We start from the raw sequence: 17,854 nt of genomic DNA on the forward strand, positions 1-17,854 counted from the left end.
ATGATCGGCACGTGATCGCACTGGACCACGTGCTGGTCGTCGACGTCGAGTCGACCTGCTGGGAGGGGACGCCGCCGCCCGGCGAGGTCTCGGAGATCATCGAGATCGGGATCAGCCCGCTCGAGGTGAGCTCGGGGAAGCGGGGTGAGCGGCGCAGCGTGCTCGTGCGGCCGGTGCTGTCGTCCGTCAGCCCCTTCTGCACCCGGCTCACGACGCTGACCGCGGGGCAGGTCGCGGGCGGTGTCCCGTTCGCCGAGGCGTGTGCGTTGCTGCGCAAGGAGTACCGCTCCGCCGACCGCGTCTGGGCGTCGTACGGCAACTACGACCGCATCATGTTCGAGCGGCAGTGCGCCGCGCTGGGGGTGGAGTACCCGTTCGGGCCCCGGCACCTCAACGTCAAGACGTTGTTCGCGCTGGCGCACGCGTTGCCGCGGGAGGTCGGGATGGCCGAGGCGCTGCGGATCGCCGGGCAGCGCCTCGACGGCACGCACCACCGCGGCCACGACGACGCCCACAACATCGCGGGCCTGCTGGCCGGGCTGCTCAGGAGGTGATCACGCCGGCGGGAGTCCACTGTGGATTCGACGGCAACCGTCCAGTGGCTGGTCATTGCCCGGGTTCCCCACGCCCTGGCGGTACGCTCCGGGCGTGACCGTGCCTGAAAGACTGATCGACGCCGCCACCCGCCTGTTCGCGGACAAGGGCTACGAACGGGTCGCCGTGCAGGAGGTCGTGGAACACGCCGGCGTCACCAAGGGCGCCATGTACCACTACTTCGGGTCGAAGGACGACCTGCTGCACGAGATCTACGGGCGGCTGCTGCGGCTGCAGACCGAACACCTGGAGAAGATCGTCTCCGGCGACGGGCCGGTCACCGCGCGGCTGCGCGAGGCCGCGGTCGACGTGATCATCACGAGCATCGAGGACTTCGACGCCGCCAAGGTGTTCTTCCGGTCGATGAACCACCTCTCGGCCGAGAAGCAGAAGGAGGTGCGCGCCGAACGGCGGCGCTACCACGAGCGGTTCCGCGGCCTGGTCGAAGAGGGGCAGCGCGACGGGTCGTTCCGCGCCGACGTGCCGGCCGACGTCGCCACCCACTACTTCTTCGGCTCACTGCACCAGCTGGGCACCTGGTACCGCCCGGACGGGGAGATCCCGGCCGGGCGGCTGGCGGAGCACTACGCGGACCTGCTGATCCACTCGATCACGGCACGATGACGCTGACGATCTCGGCGACGCACGCGGGCTTGTCGCTGCCCTCGATCTCGACGACGACCTTCGTGACGAGCTGCTTGCCCAGTGCGATGTCCGAGACGTCCAGCAGCTCCACCCCGGCCCTCACCCGCGCGCCCACGAGCACGGGCTGCGGGAAGCGGACCTTGTTGCTGCCGTAGTTCACGCCCATCTTGATGTTCTTGACCGTGTAGACGTCGCGCACCAGGTACGGCACCAGCGACAACGTCAGGTAGCCGTGCGCGACCGGGCCGCCGAACGGGCCCTGTGCGGCCTTCTCGACGTCGATGTGGATCCACTGGTGGTCCAGCGTCGCGTCGGCGAACAGGTTGACCTGCTCCTGCGTGACCTCGTGCCACTCGCCGAACCCGAGGTGCTCGCCCTTCGCGGCGACCAGCTCGTCGATGCTCTCGAACGCGCGCATGGGGCTGCCCTCAGTCCTTCGGTCCGCCGGCGACGTAGATGACCTGGCCGGACACGAAGCCCGCACCCTCGCTGACGAGGAACGACGCGGTGTGCGCGATGTCCTCCGGCTGCCCGACGCGCGCGACCGGGATCGTCTGCGCGGCACCGTTGACGAGGTCCTCGAACGAGATCTTCATGCGCTCGGCGGTCGCCTTGGTCATCTCGGTGGCGATGAAACCGGGCGCGATCGCGTTGACCGTGACGCCGAACTTGCCGAGCTCGATCGCGAGGGTCTTCGTGAAGCCCTGCAGACCGGCCTTGGCGGCGGAGTAGTTGGCCTGGCCGCGGTTGCCCAGCGCGCTCGTGGACGACAGGTTGACGATGCGGCCGAAGCCTTCCTTCGTCTGGAACGCCTGCACGGCCTTGCTCATGAGGAACGCGCCGCGCAGGTGCACGTTCATGACCGTGTCCCAGTCGCTCGCGGACATCTTGAACAGCAGGTTGTCGCGCAGCACACCGGCGTTGTTGACGAGCACGGTCGGCGCGCCGAGCTCCTCGGCGACCTTGGCCACGGCCGCGTTGACCTGCTCCTCGTCGGCCACGTCGACCTTGAGCCCGATGGCGCGCCCACCGCCCGCGACGATCTTGTCGGCGCCTTCGAGCACGCCCTGCTCGTCGAGGTCGAGCAACGCGACGGCCAGGCCGTCCGCGGCGAGGCGCTGCGCGACGGCGGCACCGATGCCACGCGCCGCGCCGGTGACGATGGCAACCCTGTCGGCCACGGGTCCTCCTCCAATTGTGAGCTAAGCAAGCGCTTAGTAACGTACCCATCAGTCCGCTTGACGTCCAGCGTCGTGCGGACGACCATACCGACTGGTCGGAATGTTGCACATCTTCGAGGAGGCAGGTGCCAGTGGAGCTCACCGGCAAGGTCGCGCTCATCACCGGCGGGTCCAACGGCATCGGCGCCGCGTCCGCCCGCCGCCTGGCCGGGCTCGGTGTCCGGGTCGTGGTCGCCGACGTGGACGTCGAGCGGGGCAAGCTCGTCGCCGACGAGGCCGGCGGCGTGTTCGTGCGCTGCGACGTGACGCAGCCCGCCGACTCGGCCGAGGCCGTCGCGGTCGCGGTGCGCGAGTTCGGCGGCCTGGACATCGCGTTCCTGAACGCCGGCATCGGCACCGGCTGCTCACTGGGCGACGACTTCGACGCCGACGTGTACCGGCGCGCGATGGCCATCAACCTCGACGGCGTCGTCTACGGCGCACACGCCGCGTTGTCCTACGTGCGCGCGTCGGGCGGCCAGATCATCGCCACCGCGTCGATGGCCGGCCTCATGCCGATGCCCGGCGACCCGGTCTACGGCGCGAACAAGGCCGCCGTGGTCGGCCTGGTCCGTTCCCTGGCCGGCGCGTACCCCGACATCCGCGTGAACGCCCTCTGCCCGGCGTTCGCCGACACCGACATCATCACGCCGCTGCGTTCGACGTTGCAGGACATCGGCATGCCGATCCTGCCCGTGTCGACTGTGGTGGACACCTTCATGTCCATTGTGGAGGGCTCTGGCACCGGCGAGGCGTGGTTCGTGCAGTCCGGCCGGCCCTCCGAGCCGTTCGGCTTCCGCAACCCGCCCGGCCCGCGCAACCCCGACGGCTCGCGCATCGACGCCGCCCGCAAGGACCCCGTTTCGATCGCGCTCGAGGAGAACTGACGTGCGTGCCATCCAGATCACCGAGTTCGGCGGCCCCGAGGTGCTCCAGCAGGTGGAGCTGCCCGACCCCGTACCGGCCGAGGGCGAGGTGCTGATCAACGTCAGCCGCGCCGGCCTCAACTACGCCGACACGCACCAGGCGGAGAACTCCTACCTGGCGAAGATGACCCTGCCCCTGGTCCCCGGCGGCGAGGTCGTCGGGTCCACTGAGGACGGACGCAGGGTCGTGGCACTGACGAAGAACTCCGGCGGCTACGCCGAGAAGGCCGTGGCCCCCGCGCTGACGACGTTCGACGTGCCCGACGGCGTCGACGACCTGACCGCCCTCTCGCTGATCGTGCAGGGCGCCACCGCCTGGCTGCTGCTGCGCAAGTCCACGCACCAGGAACCCGGCGAGACCGTCGTCGTCCACGCCGCCGCGGGCGGCGTCGGCACCATCGCCGTGCAGCTGGCGAAACTCTGGGGCGCCGGCCGCGTCATCGCCACCGCGTCGTCCGACGACAAGCGCAAACTGGCCCTCGACCTCGGCGCCGACGTGGCAGTCGACTCCCGCGCGGAAGACATGACGGCCGCCCTGATCGAGGCGAACAACGGACGCCGCGTCGACGTCGTCCTGGACATGACCGGCGGTGCGACCACCGACCAGTCGCTGGCCGCGCTGGCCCCGTTCGGCCGCCTCGCGTTCTACGGCATGGCCTCACGCGAAAGGCCGAAGCCAGTCGACCTCGGCGCCCTGCTCGTGCACTCCACGACCGTCGCGGGCATGTGGCTGCCCCACGCCCTGAAGGTCCGCGACGCCGACCACGGCACCCTCGCCCACCGCGCGATGGCCGAGCTGTTCCAGCTCGTGGTCGACGGCAAGCTGAAGGCGATCCCGGGCGGCGAGTACGGGATGGGCGAGATCCGGCAGGCCCACGAGGACCTGCGGTCCCGCCGGACGGCGGGCAAGCTGCTGCTGGACCCGTCGCAGTAGCGCCGGCTGAGGGTGAGGGGGGTGGTTCGCTGCGGCGGACCGCCCCTTCGCTTTCTCGGCTCTCGGCTCTCGGCTCTCGGCTCTCGGCTCTTGGCGCGGCCCGGTCCGGTGCGGTCTCGGGGTCTCGGCTTGGCTGGCCCGATGTGGCTCGGGCCTGGCACGGTCTTGCTCAACCCCGCCCGCGCCCACCCGCCCTGCGCGGCGCGGCTCGGTCCGGTTCGGCCCGATCCGGCCCGGCTCGGCGTGACTCTCCTCCCCTCGACCGGGGCGCACCTCCGCGGTACCGCGGACGTGTCACCCAGGGCCGGCCGCCGCACCTCCTCATTCCGGGGCGCGCGAGCCCATGCGATCCGGACGTGAACAAGACGAGCCCAGGCGCAGATCCGGACAAGCTTCACCCGTCCGGGTGACGCAACCCCGCAGAACTCTCGCGCCCCCGCGAACCACCCCCGCAAACGTCCCGCCCAGAACGCCGAAGGGGCGGCCCGCCACACGCGGACCGCCCCCAGGGCCGTACTGCGGAACAACGACGCGCTGTTACTCCGACAGCTCCGCCAGCTGCGCCTTCACCCTGGCGAGCTCGGCTTCGAGCTCCTCCATGCGGGTGCGGTGCTGGTCGCGGGCCGCCTCGAGCACCGACTCGATGCCCTCCGCGATGTCCTCGTGCAGTTCCTTGGCGGCCTTCGCCACGGCGATGGCGGGGATGACGAGGCCCGACACCACGCGCTGCGTGCCGTGGACCAGGTCGGCCTGCCATTCGCCTTCGGCGGTGCCGGTGACCGTGAGCGTGAGCTCGACGGTGCGGGTCTTCTTCGCCGTGCTCTTGGTGCGGGCGGCCGCCTTGGGCTTCTCGGCCTTGGGAGCCGCCTCGACGGGCTTCGCGGCCTCGACCGGCTTGGCAGCGTCGACCGCAGGGTCGGCCGCGGCATCAACCACAGCAGCTGCAGCGTCAGCCGCAGCGGGCTTCACGGCGCCGACCGGCCCGGCGGCGGGCGCCGGGGTGCCCTCCACCACGGTCTTCTCGACTGCCTGCACCTCGGTGAGCGTGTCCGACACGATCAGGTTTCCTCTCTGCGCAACGACGTGACCCCGCGCACAATCGTAGAACACGTGTTCGATCGAGCAGGAATGGGGTCAGCGCAGAGCCTAGTCACCAGGGTGGGAGCTGCACGCGCCACTGCCGTTCCACGTCGATGACACCGCGCACCGCGAGCAGCGTGGGGATCGCGCGGATCTCGGCGGTGCCGGTGACGACGCCCAGCGCCTCCAGGACGGTGTCGACGACCAGGCCCGCCTCCCGCAGGTCGTCGAGCACCTGCGGGAGGGAACCCTCGGTCACGGAGACCATCACCTGGTCCACCGAACCGGTCATGGCGCCTGGACGAGTCCGGTGCCGATGTCGGTCGACGGCAGGGGCAGGCGCAGGGAGGTGCCGGCCAGGCGGGCCCAGAGCTCGTAGCCGCGTGCGCCGGTGCGTTCGGCGACCAGGGCCGCCACGCCGGAGACGTGCGGGGTCGCCATGGACGTGCCGCGCAGGCGGCGGTACTTCTCGGGCAGCTTGAACGACGAGTGCACGTCCACGCCGGGGGCGCACACGTCGACCTGGCCGATCTTGTCCGCCGAGCCCGACGAGAACGACGCTATCGCGCGGTTCACGTCGATCGCCGCCACCGCGATGATGGACGGGCAGCGCGCCGGGTGACCGACCGGTGCGACCCGGCCGGGGCGCGTGGAGGCGTTGCCGGCCGCGGCGATGATCAGCGTGCCCTTCGCGAGCGCGCGCTGGGCGACCGTCTCGTAGATCTGCGAGTACGGGGTGCCCGCGGGGACGTCCGCGCCCAATGACATCGAGATGACCGCGCAGCCGTTGGCCACGGCCCAGTCGATGCCCGCGAGGATGCCGCCGTCGGAGCCGGAGCCCGCGTTCGACAGGACCTTGCCCGCGAAGACCTCCGCCTCGAACGCCACGCCGTAGCCGGGCGGGGTCGCCGGCTTGCGCGGGCCCGCGGCGGTGCCGATGCAGTGCGTGCCGTGGCCGTGCCCGTCCTGCACGTCCTCGCCGGTGATGAACGACTTCGTGGTGATGGTCCGGCCGGTGAAGTCCGGGTGGTTCTGCTCCCAGCCGGTGTCGAGCACGGCGATCTTGACGCCCTTGCCGGTCGCCGTGCTGACGTCCGCGCCCACCGCCTGCAGGCCCCAGGTCAGCACCGACTCGTCCGCCGCCGGCTCCGGCTCCGGCTCGTCGTCGGGCACTGGTGCGGCGAACACGTGCACGACGCGTTCCGGTTCGACGACCTGCACCGGGCCGGGGCCCTCGGCGGCGCCGTTCAGCTCGGCCAGCAGGGCCGGGTCCGCGGACACCACGGCCACGCCCAGCTCCGGGAACACCTGCACGGTGTCCGGGTCCAGGTCTCCGCTGTTCGGGTCGAACCCGGCGATCGCGCCGAGCTCGGCCACCCCCTCGTCGACGGCGTCCTCCCGCAGCAGCACCAGGAATCGGCCCGTCGTCTCCACTTCCGCTGGTTCGGTCATGATGATCGCCCCTACTCTCCTGTAGCTCTATTAGAGAGAGTCGTCATCCGGAGGCGTCTGTTTCAGGCCATCTGCCGACGTCGCTGGAAAAATTCACCGATCGGCTCAACGTACCTGGCCGCGATCGGCCCCAGGATCGCCATCAGGAGGACGTACGCGGTCGCGAGCGCCGCCAGCTCCCCGTTCACCTGACCGGACGCCACCGCCAGGCCGGCGATGACGATGGAGAACTCACCGCGCGCCACCAGCGCCGCCCCCGCACGCATGCGGCCCATCTTGCCGATGCCCTGCCGCCGCGCCGCCCACCAGCCGGTGACGACCTTCGTCGCGGTCGTGATCACCGCCAGCGCCACCGCGATTCCGAGGACGGGTGGAATCGACTTCGGATCGGTGTTGAGGCCGAACACCACGAAGAAGATCGCCGCGAACAGGTCGCGCAACGGCTCCAGCAACCGGGTGGCGTTCTCCGCCGTCGACCCGGAGATCGCGATGCCGAGCAGGAACGCGCCGACCGCCGCCGACACCTGCAGCTGCGAGGCGACACCGGCCACCAGCAGCGCGGAGCCGAGCAGCTTCAGCAGGAACACCTCGTGGTCCGGGCTGTCCACAATGGCCGAGATGAACCGCCCGTACTTCAGCGCCACCACCAGCACCACGGTGATCGCGAGCAGCGAGATGCCGACCGAGGTGAGGCCGCCGAGGAAGCTCACGCCCGACAGCACCGCGGTCAGCACCGGCAGGTACACCGCCATCGCGAGGTCCTCGAACACCAGCACCGACAGCACGACCGGTGTCTCGCGGTTGCCCAGCCGGCCCAGGTCGCCGAGGACCTTCGCGACGATGCCGGAGGAGGAGATGTAGGTGACGCCCGCCATCGCGAGCGCCGCCACCGGCCCCCAGCCCAGCAGGAACGCCGCGATGGCGCCCGGTGCCGCGTTCAGCACCAGGTCGAGCACGCCGGCCATCCACGAGCGCTTCAGGCCGGTGGTGAGCTCGGAGGCCGAGTACTCCAGGCCGAGCAGCAGCAGGAGCAGCACGACGCCGATCTCGCTGGCCAGGTGCGTGAACTCGTCGATGCCGTGCAACGGGACCAAGCCGCCCACGCCGAAGGCGAGACCGCCGACGAGGTAGAGCGGGATCGGCGAGATGCCGATCTTCCAGGCGACGCGGCCGAGCAGACCAAGACCGAAGAACACCGCGCCGAGCTGGATGATGGCGATGGTTGTCTCATGCACTGTGCTTAACCGCCGTGGAGGATCTCGGCGGCGGCGTCGAGGCCCTCCGCGGTGCCGACGACGACCGCGAGGTCACCGTTCTCGAAGATGAAGTCGGGTCCTGGCGACGGGTGGGCGTTGCCCGAGCGCACCACGGCCACGATGGACGCACCGGTCCTGGTGCGCAGGGCGGTCTCGCCCAGGGTGTGGTTCGCGAACGCGGTCACCGGCAGCTGGCGGGTCGTGATGCCCGCGATGTCACGGGTCTCCTCGCGCAGGTGGGCGACGAGCTGCGGCGCGCCGAGCAGGCCCGCGAGCGTGTTCGCCTCCTCCGGTGAGAGGGGTATCGACGCCGCGCACGAGTCGGGGTCGCTCGCCTTGGACAGGATGAGCTCGAACCTGCCGTCGCGGTAGGTGATCACACCGACCCGGCGCCCGGCGCGGATGGTGAAGTCCTGACGCGTCCCGATGCCCGGAAGGGGCGTGATCTCCACGTTCACACAGATCATGATACGTGGATGTCTCTCCCAGTTCGCCCGGTGCGACGAGGGTGGGTGGTGCGCGACCGCGTGCCCGGCCCCGACGTCGACGAGTTCGCCGAGCCCGGCCAGGTCATCGGCGCCCTGGCCCGCGCCCCGCACGGCACCCTGCTGGCCGTCCAGCACCCGCACCGCACGCCGCGGGCGCTCGCGGCGGGCACCGGCCTGCTCGAAGCGCTGCCGGCCGCCCGCGCCGAGCTCGCCGCCCTGATCCGGCGGGCCTACCGCGAGGTGACCGACGTGGTCGCGCCCTACCGGGTGGACGGGCCGGACGGCACGGCGTGCGGGCTGCTGTGCCTGGTCGACCCGGACGCCATCGCGCACACCGAGGACGTCTACCCCGGTGTGGTCGCCGAACGGGCCGAGGTGCTGGCCACCCTCGGCATCGCCACGAGCGCGGCGATGCTGGTCCCGATGACGCCGCACGACGGGCTCACGGACCTGGTGCACGGCATGACCGAGGACCCGGCCGTGTCACTCGTGGACTCCGGTGGCCGGCGGCACTGGGTGTGGCTGGTCGGCCCCGGTGAGCGGCAGGACGCGTTCCTGGCGGCGGCGGGGGCGCACCGGCTGCTGGTCGCGGACGGCAACCACCGGGTCGCCGCGGCCAGGGAGGCGGGCCTCGCCGGGCTGCTCGCGCTCGTCACCTCCGGGCCCGGTCTGCGGGTGGGACCGTTCCACCGCGCGATCGTCGGCACCGGGCTGGGCACGGCCGACCTGGTGGCGGCGTGGGAACGGGTCGGGCTGCGCGTCGGCGAGCTGCCGTTCGTGACCGACCCGGAACCGGGCGTGGTCGTCGTGCGCACCCCGGACACCGTGCTGCGCGTCGAGCTGCCCGCGGGACGCGGCGTCGACCACGCCGTGGTGGAGTCGGTGCTGCTGCACGAGGCGCTGGACCTGGACCCGGAGAGCCCGTGCGTGAAGGCCGTGGTCGACCCGCGGGTCGAGGCCGAGGCGGTGCTGCTGATCGCGCCGGTGCCGCTGTCCGCCGTGCTGGCCGGGGCCAAGATGCCGCGCAAGAGCACCTACTTCACCCCCAAACCGCGCAGCGGGCTGCTGCTCGCGGACCTGACCCCGCAGGACCCCGCCGAGTGGGTTCCCTAGGCCCTGCCGGACGTGCCGCTGCTGTCGGCGACGGAGATCGCCGTGCCGGGGGCGATGCCGCGGGTGGTCCGGCTGCTCGCGCACGTGAGGACGGACGGACCTGCCGCGGGCGTCGGTCAAGCACGTGCACCTGCGCGGCGCGGCGGCGCTGCGCACGGACCTCGGCCACTGAGGGGCGCCACCGGCTCAGCGCTCGGACACCAGCGGCAGCATCCGCACCGCCTGCTCCAGCGCCAGCCGCTCGTGGTCGTCGTAGGCCAGGAACGAGATGCGCTCCAGCGCCGTCTCCGGGTGCCGTTCGACGTGGTGGACCGCCGCCTGCACCAGCATCCGCGCCGTGTGCGGGACGTCCGCGCCCGCGACCCCGGTGCCCAGCAACGGGAACAGGATCGTCCGCACCCCCAGCGGCTCGACCCGGTCCAGCGCCGTCGTGACGCACCCGCCGATGTCCGACACCTGCCGGTACCCCGCGCCCGGCTCGCCCTGCACCGCGGCGACGTGCACGACGAACCGCACGTTGTGCGTCGCCGCCAGGGCCCCCGACCCGGTCACCAGCGCCGTTCCGGGCGCCACCGGGCGGCGGGGTGCCACGAGCTCCTCCAGCTCGTCGGCCACCAGGTCGCGGACAATCCGCCCGGTCTCGTCGCGCGCCGAACCCCAGTACCGGATGATCGCCGACACCGAGAAGTCCGTGTGCCGCGCCATCCGCATGTCGGTGTTCTCGCTGTTCACCCACGCGTCGCAGTCGTACACCCTGCGGATCGACCCCGCGTGGATCGCGATCCGGCACGACCGGTCGCCCAGCCGGAACACCGACGGCGACGGGCGGTCGCCGGCGATGCCGCGCAGGTGCGTGACGAGCGCGGAGATGTCGCTGTCGACCGAGTAGTGCCGCAGCCGCACGTACTGGCAGCGGTGCAGCGCCTCCACGCCCGCGGGCAGGCCGGTGGGCAGCTCGGCGTCCTCGACCAGCACCGGCACCACGCGGATGCCGAGCTCGAACGCCTCGGCGATCTCGCGCAGCACCCAGTCCTCGCCGGGGTCGCCGGTGTGGTCGAGCCAGCGCGGCCCGATCACCGCGAGCAGCACCTGCGAGCGGCGCAGGTGGGCGAAGACCTCCTCGACGAAGTCGTCGCCCGCCCGCAGCGACCGCGAGGCGAGGAACACCCGGTCCGCGCCGAACGCCTGCGCGAGCTCGCGGTGCAGCAACGTCGCGTAGCCGGGCTGCTCCCGCACGCGGTAGTTGACGAAGACCGTCGGCATCGCGTCAGCCCAGCAGGTGGTGTTCCTGGCCGGTCAGGGTGATGCCGACGCGGGCAGCGACACCGCGCCCGATCACCGTCACCTGCCCCGGCACCAGCGGGAGGTCGTCGAGCCACGTGCCGAACACCCCGCGCAGCAACGACTGCTGCGGCGCACCGAGGTCGCCGGCCACCGCGAAGTCCGCGACCTCCAGCAACGGCACGTGCTCCGGCCCGAGGTCGGCGACCACGAGCACCGCGTGGTGCGAGCCGGGCAGGCCCGCGAGCCCCGGCACCTCGGCCGGGCGGTCCAGCACGAGCAGGTGCGGCAACCGCGGACCGCCCAGCGCCACCGCGGGCGGACCCGGCCGCGCGTGCCCGAACGGACCGGGCCACGGCGCCTCCGACTGCACGGTCACGCCCGCACCGCAGCTGACCGACCGCGCCGCGACCAGGTGCGCCAGCCGTGCGCTCGTGACCACGCCGACCACCGGCCGTTCCCGGAACAGCCGCAACGGCGCGTGCGCCTGCCGCACGACGTCCCACCCGAGCACCACGCCCGCGCCACCGGTCCACGCCGCGGCCCGACCGGCGACGTGCGGCGGTTCGACGTGCGTCCAGGACTGCTTGGAGGGCAACGAGGGCGGCACGCACACCGGTACCGTCACCGCGGCCGCCGAGGCGTGGTGCCCGTTCAGCCGCTGCAACCGCCCCGCGTGCCGGACACCGTTCGCGAGCCACGTCTCGGCGCCCTGCAGGGCTTTCACGTCGGGACCGCTCAACCGCAGCACCCGTTCCGCGACGAACTCGCCGCCGGTCCGCGCGACCCGCACCCCGACCGTGGCGGGCACGGCGGGGAACCGGCTCAGCAGCTCCAGCACCGGGGCCTCCGACCAGGTGAAGCAGGCGTGCAGCTCCGCGCCCATCGTGCACGCCTCGAACCCGCGCTCGATCAGCTTCGCCGACGCCGCCGCACCGTCGAGGCCACCGAGGAACGCGACGACGTCCAGCAGCTCGTCCTGGTCCAGCTGCGCGGCGGTGAAACCGTGCTGCCGCAACACGTTCTGCGTCCAGACCGAGGCCGAGGCGGGGTCGTCGGAGGAGACCGCGACGTAGGTCCAGCGGTGCGCGGGGACACCGTGCTGGATCAGCTCGCGGTAGGCACCGGGCGCCGGTGGCCGCGTGTGCACGACGACCTGCGCGCCGGTCAACGGCGACCCGGGGGCGAGCAGCGCGGTCAGCGGCGGCAACCGCACCGGCCACGACAGCACCTCCTCGCCCGCCGGTGCCACGGCGAACGTGAGCGAGTGCGCCAGGGCACCGGAGGGCAGCAAGGCGTTCAGCAGCGCCGCCCGCCGGTCACCGCGCGCCCCGGTGTAGGCCATGCGGTCGAGCAGCGCGTCGGCGACCGGCAGCCGCTTCACGAACCGGCGCGGGTCCATCACCCGATCTCCCGGCGCTGCTCCCAGCTGCTCTGCAGCTCCCGGAACTGCTGCTGCTCGGCGAAGTCCTGCCAGCGGCGCTGCCGGCGGTCGCGCTGCCGGGAGATCCACTCACGGCCTTCGCGGGCCACGGCCTGCAGGATGTGCAACGCGCTCTGCACACCCGAGGACTGCTGCGCGATCTCCCGCAGCTTCGCCTCGTCCTCGCTCTCGTCGGTCATCCCGCGGAAGTCGTCGACGAGCACGTAGATGTCCTGGCTGTTCACCAGCGACAGCTGCATCGCCTGCCGGAACGTGAACTGGTCGCCCACCTGGACGTTGTCGCCCATCCGCACGATGTGCCTGCGCTTGCCGGAGAACTGGACGCCGACCTCGTTCAGCGTGGCCGAGGCCACCGCGTCGTAGCGGAACGACATGTCGTGCGGGTCATGCACGTTGCCGTTGAAGAAGTCCAGCCAGTACTCGGTCTCGTGCACACCGCCGCTGGTCAGCAGGAAGACCTTGACCCAGTACTCGGAGTACCGCACCGGCGCCATCTTGTCGCGGGCCCGCAACGCCCCCGGCGCGCCCTCGGTGAGCTCGACGTGGCAGATGATGTCCTTGCTGGACAGCTGGCTGCGCCGCATCGCACGGCACTTCAGGTGCAGCACGTCGAACCGCAGCCAGTACGCGATCTCGTCGTCGGAGGGCCGGTCCCGCAGCAGGTCGAGCCAGCCGCGGTAGGCCTCGGTCTCCTCGCGCAGCTGCTCGGCGTAGTCGGCCCGCAGCGCCGCCCGCACCCGGAACGCCGCCAGCACCTCGCTCGCACCGAACGCGCACACGCCCAGCCCGAGGGCGAACAACGAGCCGGGACCCGGCTGCATCCCGATCAGCGACAGCCCGAACAGCACCACGAGCACGATCCCGGCCACCGGCAGCACCTTGGCGTACCACGGGGTCTTGAGCTCCTTGCGGAACGCGTGCAGCCCGTCGGCCTGCCACTGCTCCCTGAGCCGCCGGGTGTGCCAGCGGATCAGCCACATCAGCCCGGACGGCTCGGTGTGCGTGGCGCCGTAGATCCGCACGAACCAGTCGACCATCGACACCCGCAGACCCGCGGTGTCGGCGTCCCAGTCCTTCTGCGGCTCCGGGTTCTTCGGGTTGACGTGGTGGCGGACCGTGCGCTTCGGCGGCCGTTCCGCGTCGAACGCCGCGTGCACGCGCCAGGAGATCTCCTCGACCTTCCAGTCAGGCACCTCCCGCGGCGGCCCCTCGTTCCAGCCGCGCAGCCGCGCCTCGCGCACACCGCGGCGGCGGTCCAGCACCTTGGCCTGGACGCGGAACCACACGAAGAGGAACGCCCCGCCCAGCACCAGGAGCACCGCGAGCCACGCCGCACCCGGTGCCGCGCCGGTGAGGAAGTCGAAGAGCCGCACCAGGCCCCACAGCCCGGCGAGCCCGCCGAGCACGGACATGGCCCACGCCTTGAGGTCCACCGGCGCCTTCACCGGCTCCGCGAGCAGCGGCGGCGCCGGTTCCGGCTGGAAGTACAGCCACGCCCGGTGCTCGCGCCGGTTGTCCATCCGGCGCTGCTCGGCGAGGGCCGCGATCGAGGCGTCGAGCGAGTCCTGCACCGCGCCGTCGAGGATCATGTCGAGGTGCCGGGCGATCTCCTGCTGGCGTGCGGCCGGCAGCTCCCGGAACGCCGTGGACACCTCGTGCAGCTCGCCGCCGCTCGGGTCCGCGGCGCGGTCCTGCCGTTCGATGTAGGCGATCAGGTGCTCGACCACCCACAGCGCCCGGTGGTACTCGCCCGGCGTCTCCGGCGAGGTCTTCGCGCTGGACAGCTCGAACACGATCTTCTTGAACTCGCTGGGCGGCAGCTCGTTCAGCGTGCGGTCGCTCAGCAGCGCCAGCACGTAGTAGTAGTGGAAGCGGGTGGTGACCAGACCGGCCTGCCGCACCTGTTCGAGCAGCCGCTCGGCCATCCGCGGCTGGCCACCGCGCAAGTACGTCAGCGCGTTCTCGAACTTGGTCTCCGGCGGCTCGCCGGCGTTGTTGTTGTAGATCGACGTCTTGTGGATGACGCCGTTGTTGACGCCGACCTGGGTCTCGACGTCGCCGTGGTTGTCGAAGGTGTTGGTCGCTGCAGCGGTCATCTAGTCGTCCACTATGGAGTCGAGCACCGGGCGGAGGGCGGGCACGCCGCCGAGCAGTGCCTTGAGGGGGCGGAGGTCGAGCGGTGCGGAGGAGTTGCGCAGGTTGTCCAGCGCCACCATGGCCGTGGTGAACCACGCGGTGTCCATCTGGCCGTTCTTGTGCGCGTGCACCACCGCCGCCGTGATGGCGTCCAGCCGGTCGCGCGGTGCGGCGGCCGGGTGCGCCGAGCTCACGACGCCGTTGTTGATGCCGATCTGCTGACCGACACCGCTGTAGTTGTGGAAGTTGTTCGTCGTGTCGCCCACGGGCCGGGCCTTTCCCTTGTGACGGCGGGGCTGCGCGAGTGCGCCGGCGAGGGCGACGGCGAACGCGGCGGCGTTGGCAGCGGCCTTGGGCTGCCACCCCTGCTTGTCGGTGAGGTCCTTGTCGTCGACCAGGTCGCTGATGCCGCGCACGGTCACCGACGGGGTGGCCATGTGCAGGTGGGCGGCGTTCGCGACCCCGGCGCTCTCCATCTCGACCGCCACCGCGTCGTTGTAGTTGCGGTGGATCTGCCTGGCCAGCGTCGACTCGGTCGAGTTGAGCACCACCTCGCCGGCCGCGATCGGTTCGAAGTGGACGTTCGGCGGGTTCGCGCTCCACTCCTTCGCACGCGCGATCGAGCGGGCGATCTGCTCGACGTGGTGCGGGACGTCCCACGCCCGCGGCCGCGCCAGGAACTCGTCCTCCGTCTCGCGGCCGCCGTGGTAGCCGTAGACCCGGCTCGCGACCACGACGTCACCGAGCCGCAGCCAGTCGCGCAGGCCGCCGGCGACGCCGACGAACAGCACGACGTCCGGGTCGAACTCGGTGATGGCGCGTTCGGTCATCGTGGCGGCGCTGGAGTTGCCCATGCCGGTGAGGGCGATGGCGACCTGCTGCCCACCACCGGTGGTGCCGACCTCGAACAGGGTGCCGGACGCGTGGTGGTGGAGGGCGGTGCCGGACAGGTGCGCGCGCACCGCGGCGTACTCCACTTCGAGCGCGGTGAGCATCACGATCATGTGTCGCTCCGGTCGTTTGGATCCGAGTTCCAGACGGTAGCCGACGGGGTGAGTTTCCGTCAACATGACGGATAGTGGGTTAGTCTCGTGGGATGACCGAGGAGGAGTGGACGATCCCGGATGTCGCGGTGGCCGTCGACCTCGCAGTGCTCACCGTCCGAGCGGAGCAACTGCAGATCCTGCTGGTAGAGCGGGGGATTGAGCCGTTCCGGGGAGCGCTGGCGCTGCCGGGCGGCTTCCTCGCGTCTGCTCTGGAGGACATCGAGAAGGCGGCCAGGAGAGAGCTCGCGGAGGAGACCGGTTTAGCCGCGGACGGGCTGCACCTGGAGCAGCTGCGCACCTACGGCAGCCCCGACCGCGACCCCCGGCGGCGCGTCATCACCGTGTGCTACCTCGCGGTGCTGCCGAACCTGCCGGTGCCCGTCGCCGGGGGAGACGCCGACGAGGCGCGGTGGGTGCCGGTGGAGGCGGCGCTGGCCGGTCCGCTGGCGTTCGACCACGCCCGCATCATCGCCGACGCGCTCGAACGCACCCGCTCGAAGCTGGAGTACACGACCCTGGCCACGGCGTTCTGCCCGGCCGAGTTCACCGTCACCGAGCTGCGGCGCGTCTACGAGATCGTCTGGGGCGAGCAGCTCGAACCCCGCAACTTCCACCGCAAGGTCACCGGCGCGGAGGGCTTCCTGGTGCCCACGGGCGAGAAGACGATCCGCAACGGCGGCCGTCCCGCCCTGCTCTACCGCCGCGGTCCCGCCACGCTGCTGCACCCGGCGCTGTTGCGTTCCCGAGGGTCCCTGGAGGTGACCGCATGATCGTTGTCTTAACGGCCACCGAGACCGCATATGGTTCGGTGCGAGCCCTGCTGTCCGGTCCGCGCATGTACGAGGGGCCGGCCGGTTCCCTCTACGACGTGGGCGAGGTGGCCGGTCGCCCGGTCGCGCTCGCGTTGGTGGGCAAGGGGAACCCGAACGCGGCGGCGCTGACCGAGCGCGTGCTCACCGAGTTCGCGCCGTCCGCGGCGTTCATCGTCGGCGAGGCGGGCGCGCTGCACTCGTGGGTCGAGCAGGGTGACGTCGTCGTCGCGACCAAGGTCTACGGCTACCACGGCGGCAAGGAGGACGACGCCGGTCTCAAGGCCCGCCCGAACGCCTGGCCCGCACCGCACGCCCTGGAGCAACGCGCGCGCTACGTGCACCGCTCGTTCCCGGCCAAGGTGCACTTCGAACCGGTCGCGGCCGGCGAGCTCCTGCTCACCCCCGGCTCGTCGACCGCGGCGTTCCTCGACGCCGGCTACAACGACGCCGCGGCCGTCGACACCGAGAGCGCCGGGGTCGCGAGCGCGGCCCACCTGAACAACGCGACGCCCGTGCTGACGGTCCGCTCCATCGGCACCCCGGCCCCCGCCGCCGCGTTCGTGGCCGCCCTCATCGCCGAGCTGCCCGCCGGCCAGGACACCCGCAAGCCGAAGGAGGAGCGCCCGGTGGTCCACAGCGTGCACAACGTCCACACCGGCAACAGCCACGGCATCGTCATCCAGGCCGGCAACATCAACGGCGGCGTCCACACCCACGGCTCCGCCACCCCGGCCCGCGACGAGGACCTGAACACCTCGCTGACCGCCGCCGCCCAGGCCGGTCTGCTCGACGAGTCGACGTACTTCCGCGTGATGCTGGCACTGCACGAGATGAAGGCCCGCCCGTCCGACCCGGCACCGCGAGGCGTGGTCCGCGACCTGCTCGCCGGTCACCCGGACCTGCAACGCCGGCTGGAGAGCTCCTGAGTTCCGGTGCCCGTCCGGAACCGGTCACCGGTTCCGGACGGGCACCGGCGGCGTCAGCCGGGGAACTCCCGGCCGGGCAGCCAGCCGTTGGGGATGTCCGTCACGCGCCACCGCGGCACCGTCAGCACGACCGGGCGGACCGGCGCGGCCAGGAACGGCGCCGCCTCCGGCACCTTCGCCACGAGCCGCTCCCGCACCGCCTCGCCCTCCACGCCCCCGACCACCCTGGCCACGGCCCGCGCCTGCAGGAACGGCTCCATCGGCGACCCGGCCGACACGACGACGGCGACCTCGGGGTTCTCCTCGACCGCCGTCAGCGTCCGGCCCCGCTCCTCCAGCACGAGCACGAGCCGCTGCGGGCCGTCCTCGGCGAAGTAGACGCCGCTCACCCACGACCCGTCCGAGCCGGACGTGGCCAGGAACATCGTCCTGTGCTTGGCGAGCGTGCACTCCAGCAGGGTCTGAACGGCGGGGTTGCGTTCGGTCGTGGTCATCGGTCCT

At 71.8% G+C, this 17,854-nt stretch carries 19 protein-coding genes; 7 read left to right on the forward strand and 12 right to left on the reverse strand.

Translation table 11 applies throughout. The annotated features are described in order from the left end of the window. Positions 1 to 11 precede the first annotated feature (11 nt). Positions 12 to 554, forward strand: a complete 543-nt coding sequence (locus ACZ7CH_RS34830; RefSeq protein ID WP_360398964.1) for a 3'-5' exonuclease — start codon at positions 12 to 14, stop codon at positions 552 to 554. Between the two features lie 94 nt (positions 555 to 648). Next, a complete protein-coding gene (locus ACZ7CH_RS34835; protein ID WP_360398961.1) occupies positions 649 to 1,218 on the forward strand; it encodes a TetR/AcrR family transcriptional regulator in 570 nt (189 codons plus the stop codon). Here the strand turns inward: ACZ7CH_RS34835 and ACZ7CH_RS34840 are convergent. Together ACZ7CH_RS34840 and ACZ7CH_RS34845 are read right to left on the reverse strand one after the other, a co-directional pair. Then, complete coding sequence (locus ACZ7CH_RS34840) at positions 1,205 to 1,657, reverse strand: MaoC family dehydratase (protein ID WP_360398958.1); 453 nt, start codon at positions 1,655 to 1,657, stop codon at positions 1,205 to 1,207. The two genes, ACZ7CH_RS34835 and ACZ7CH_RS34840, sit on opposite strands and share 14 nt — an antisense overlap. A gap of 10 nt (positions 1,658 to 1,667) precedes the next feature. Then, positions 1,668 to 2,420, reverse strand: a complete 753-nt coding sequence (locus ACZ7CH_RS34845; protein ID WP_360398955.1) for an SDR family oxidoreductase — start codon at positions 2,418 to 2,420, stop codon at positions 1,668 to 1,670. 125 nt (positions 2,421 to 2,545) lie between these two features. Between ACZ7CH_RS34845 and ACZ7CH_RS34850 the strand changes: the two genes are divergently transcribed. Next, complete coding sequence (locus tag ACZ7CH_RS34850) at positions 2,546 to 3,346, forward strand: SDR family NAD(P)-dependent oxidoreductase (protein ID WP_470375855.1); 801 nt, start codon at positions 2,546 to 2,548, stop codon at positions 3,344 to 3,346. A gap of 1 nt (position 3,347) precedes the next feature. Beyond that, the gene (locus ACZ7CH_RS34855; RefSeq protein ID WP_470375856.1) at positions 3,348 to 4,319 is read left to right on the forward strand and encodes a quinone oxidoreductase family protein; all 972 of its coding nucleotides are present in this window, start codon (positions 3,348 to 3,350) and stop codon (positions 4,317 to 4,319) included. 537 nt (positions 4,320 to 4,856) lie between these two features. On the opposite strand, the gene ACZ7CH_RS34860 is transcribed toward ACZ7CH_RS34855, so the two are convergent. The 5 genes from ACZ7CH_RS34860 to ACZ7CH_RS34880 form a co-directional block, all read right to left on the reverse strand. Then, positions 4,857 to 5,375 (reverse strand): DUF6319 family protein, encoded by a 519-nt coding sequence (locus ACZ7CH_RS34860; RefSeq protein ID WP_470368824.1) that lies wholly within the window; start codon positions 5,373 to 5,375, stop codon positions 4,857 to 4,859. A 94-nt stretch (positions 5,376 to 5,469) separates the two neighbouring features. Beyond that, positions 5,470 to 5,691, reverse strand: coding sequence for a hypothetical protein (locus ACZ7CH_RS34865; RefSeq protein ID WP_458433606.1), 222 nt, complete (start codon positions 5,689 to 5,691; stop codon positions 5,470 to 5,472). Further along, complete coding sequence (locus tag ACZ7CH_RS34870) at positions 5,688 to 6,851, reverse strand: S8 family peptidase (RefSeq protein ID WP_470375857.1); 1,164 nt, start codon at positions 6,849 to 6,851, stop codon at positions 5,688 to 5,690. The genes ACZ7CH_RS34865 and ACZ7CH_RS34870 overlap by 4 nt, the downstream gene beginning before the upstream one ends. A gap of 62 nt (positions 6,852 to 6,913) precedes the next feature. Next, positions 6,914 to 8,086: a cation:proton antiporter gene (locus ACZ7CH_RS34875; RefSeq protein ID WP_360398937.1), complete on the reverse strand. Its 1,173-nt coding sequence runs from the start codon at positions 8,084 to 8,086 to the stop codon at positions 6,914 to 6,916. Positions 8,087 to 8,091: 5 nt separating this feature from the next. Then, positions 8,092 to 8,565, reverse strand: coding sequence for a cation:proton antiporter regulatory subunit (locus ACZ7CH_RS34880; RefSeq protein WP_360398934.1), 474 nt, complete (start codon positions 8,563 to 8,565; stop codon positions 8,092 to 8,094). A gap of 18 nt (positions 8,566 to 8,583) precedes the next feature. On the opposite strand from ACZ7CH_RS34880, the gene ACZ7CH_RS34885 reads away from it, so the two are divergent. Next, positions 8,584 to 9,708, forward strand: a complete 1,125-nt coding sequence (locus ACZ7CH_RS34885; RefSeq protein ID WP_470375858.1) for a DUF1015 family protein — start codon at positions 8,584 to 8,586, stop codon at positions 9,706 to 9,708. Between the two features lie 186 nt (positions 9,709 to 9,894). On the opposite strand, the gene ACZ7CH_RS34890 is transcribed toward ACZ7CH_RS34885, so the two are convergent. The 4 genes from ACZ7CH_RS34890 to ACZ7CH_RS34905 are packed head-to-tail and all read right to left on the reverse strand — an operon-like array spanning position 9,895 to position 15,573. Beyond that, entirely contained in the window at positions 9,895 to 10,971 is a 1,077-nt protein-coding gene (locus ACZ7CH_RS34890; RefSeq protein WP_470375859.1) for a TIR domain-containing protein, read from the reverse strand. Positions 10,972 to 10,975: 4 nt separating this feature from the next. Continuing rightward, positions 10,976 to 12,394, reverse strand: coding sequence for a hypothetical protein (locus ACZ7CH_RS34895; RefSeq protein WP_470375860.1), 1,419 nt, complete (start codon positions 12,392 to 12,394; stop codon positions 10,976 to 10,978). Next, on the reverse strand, positions 12,391 to 14,529 hold the full coding sequence (locus ACZ7CH_RS34900) for a hypothetical protein (RefSeq protein ID WP_458433602.1): 2,139 nt from the start codon (positions 14,527 to 14,529) through the stop codon (positions 12,391 to 12,393). Before ACZ7CH_RS34900 ends, ACZ7CH_RS34895 begins: the two co-directional genes overlap by 4 nt. Next, positions 14,530 to 15,573, reverse strand: coding sequence for a 5'-methylthioadenosine/S-adenosylhomocysteine nucleosidase family protein (locus ACZ7CH_RS34905; RefSeq protein ID WP_360398919.1), 1,044 nt, complete (start codon positions 15,571 to 15,573; stop codon positions 14,530 to 14,532). It abuts the gene before it with no gap. A 92-nt stretch (positions 15,574 to 15,665) separates the two neighbouring features. On the opposite strand from ACZ7CH_RS34905, the gene ACZ7CH_RS34910 reads away from it, so the two are divergent. Both ACZ7CH_RS34910 and ACZ7CH_RS34915 read left to right on the forward strand, forming a co-directional pair. Further along, complete coding sequence (locus tag ACZ7CH_RS34910) at positions 15,666 to 16,385, forward strand: NUDIX hydrolase (RefSeq protein WP_458433601.1); 720 nt, start codon at positions 15,666 to 15,668, stop codon at positions 16,383 to 16,385. Continuing rightward, positions 16,382 to 17,353 carry a 5'-methylthioadenosine/S-adenosylhomocysteine nucleosidase family protein gene (locus tag ACZ7CH_RS34915; protein WP_470375861.1) on the forward strand — a complete coding sequence of 324 codons (972 nt, stop codon included), beginning with the start codon at positions 16,382 to 16,384 and terminating at the stop codon, positions 17,351 to 17,353. The genes ACZ7CH_RS34910 and ACZ7CH_RS34915 overlap by 4 nt, the downstream gene beginning before the upstream one ends. A gap of 53 nt (positions 17,354 to 17,406) precedes the next feature. Here the strand turns inward: ACZ7CH_RS34915 and ACZ7CH_RS34920 are convergent, their stop codons facing one another. After that, positions 17,407 to 17,847: a pyridoxamine 5'-phosphate oxidase family protein gene (locus tag ACZ7CH_RS34920; protein ID WP_470375862.1), complete on the reverse strand. Its 441-nt coding sequence runs from the start codon at positions 17,845 to 17,847 to the stop codon at positions 17,407 to 17,409. Positions 17,848 to 17,854 lie beyond the last annotated feature (7 nt).

The sequence above is a fragment of the Lentzea sp. NPDC037011 genome, from assembly GCF_055607425.1.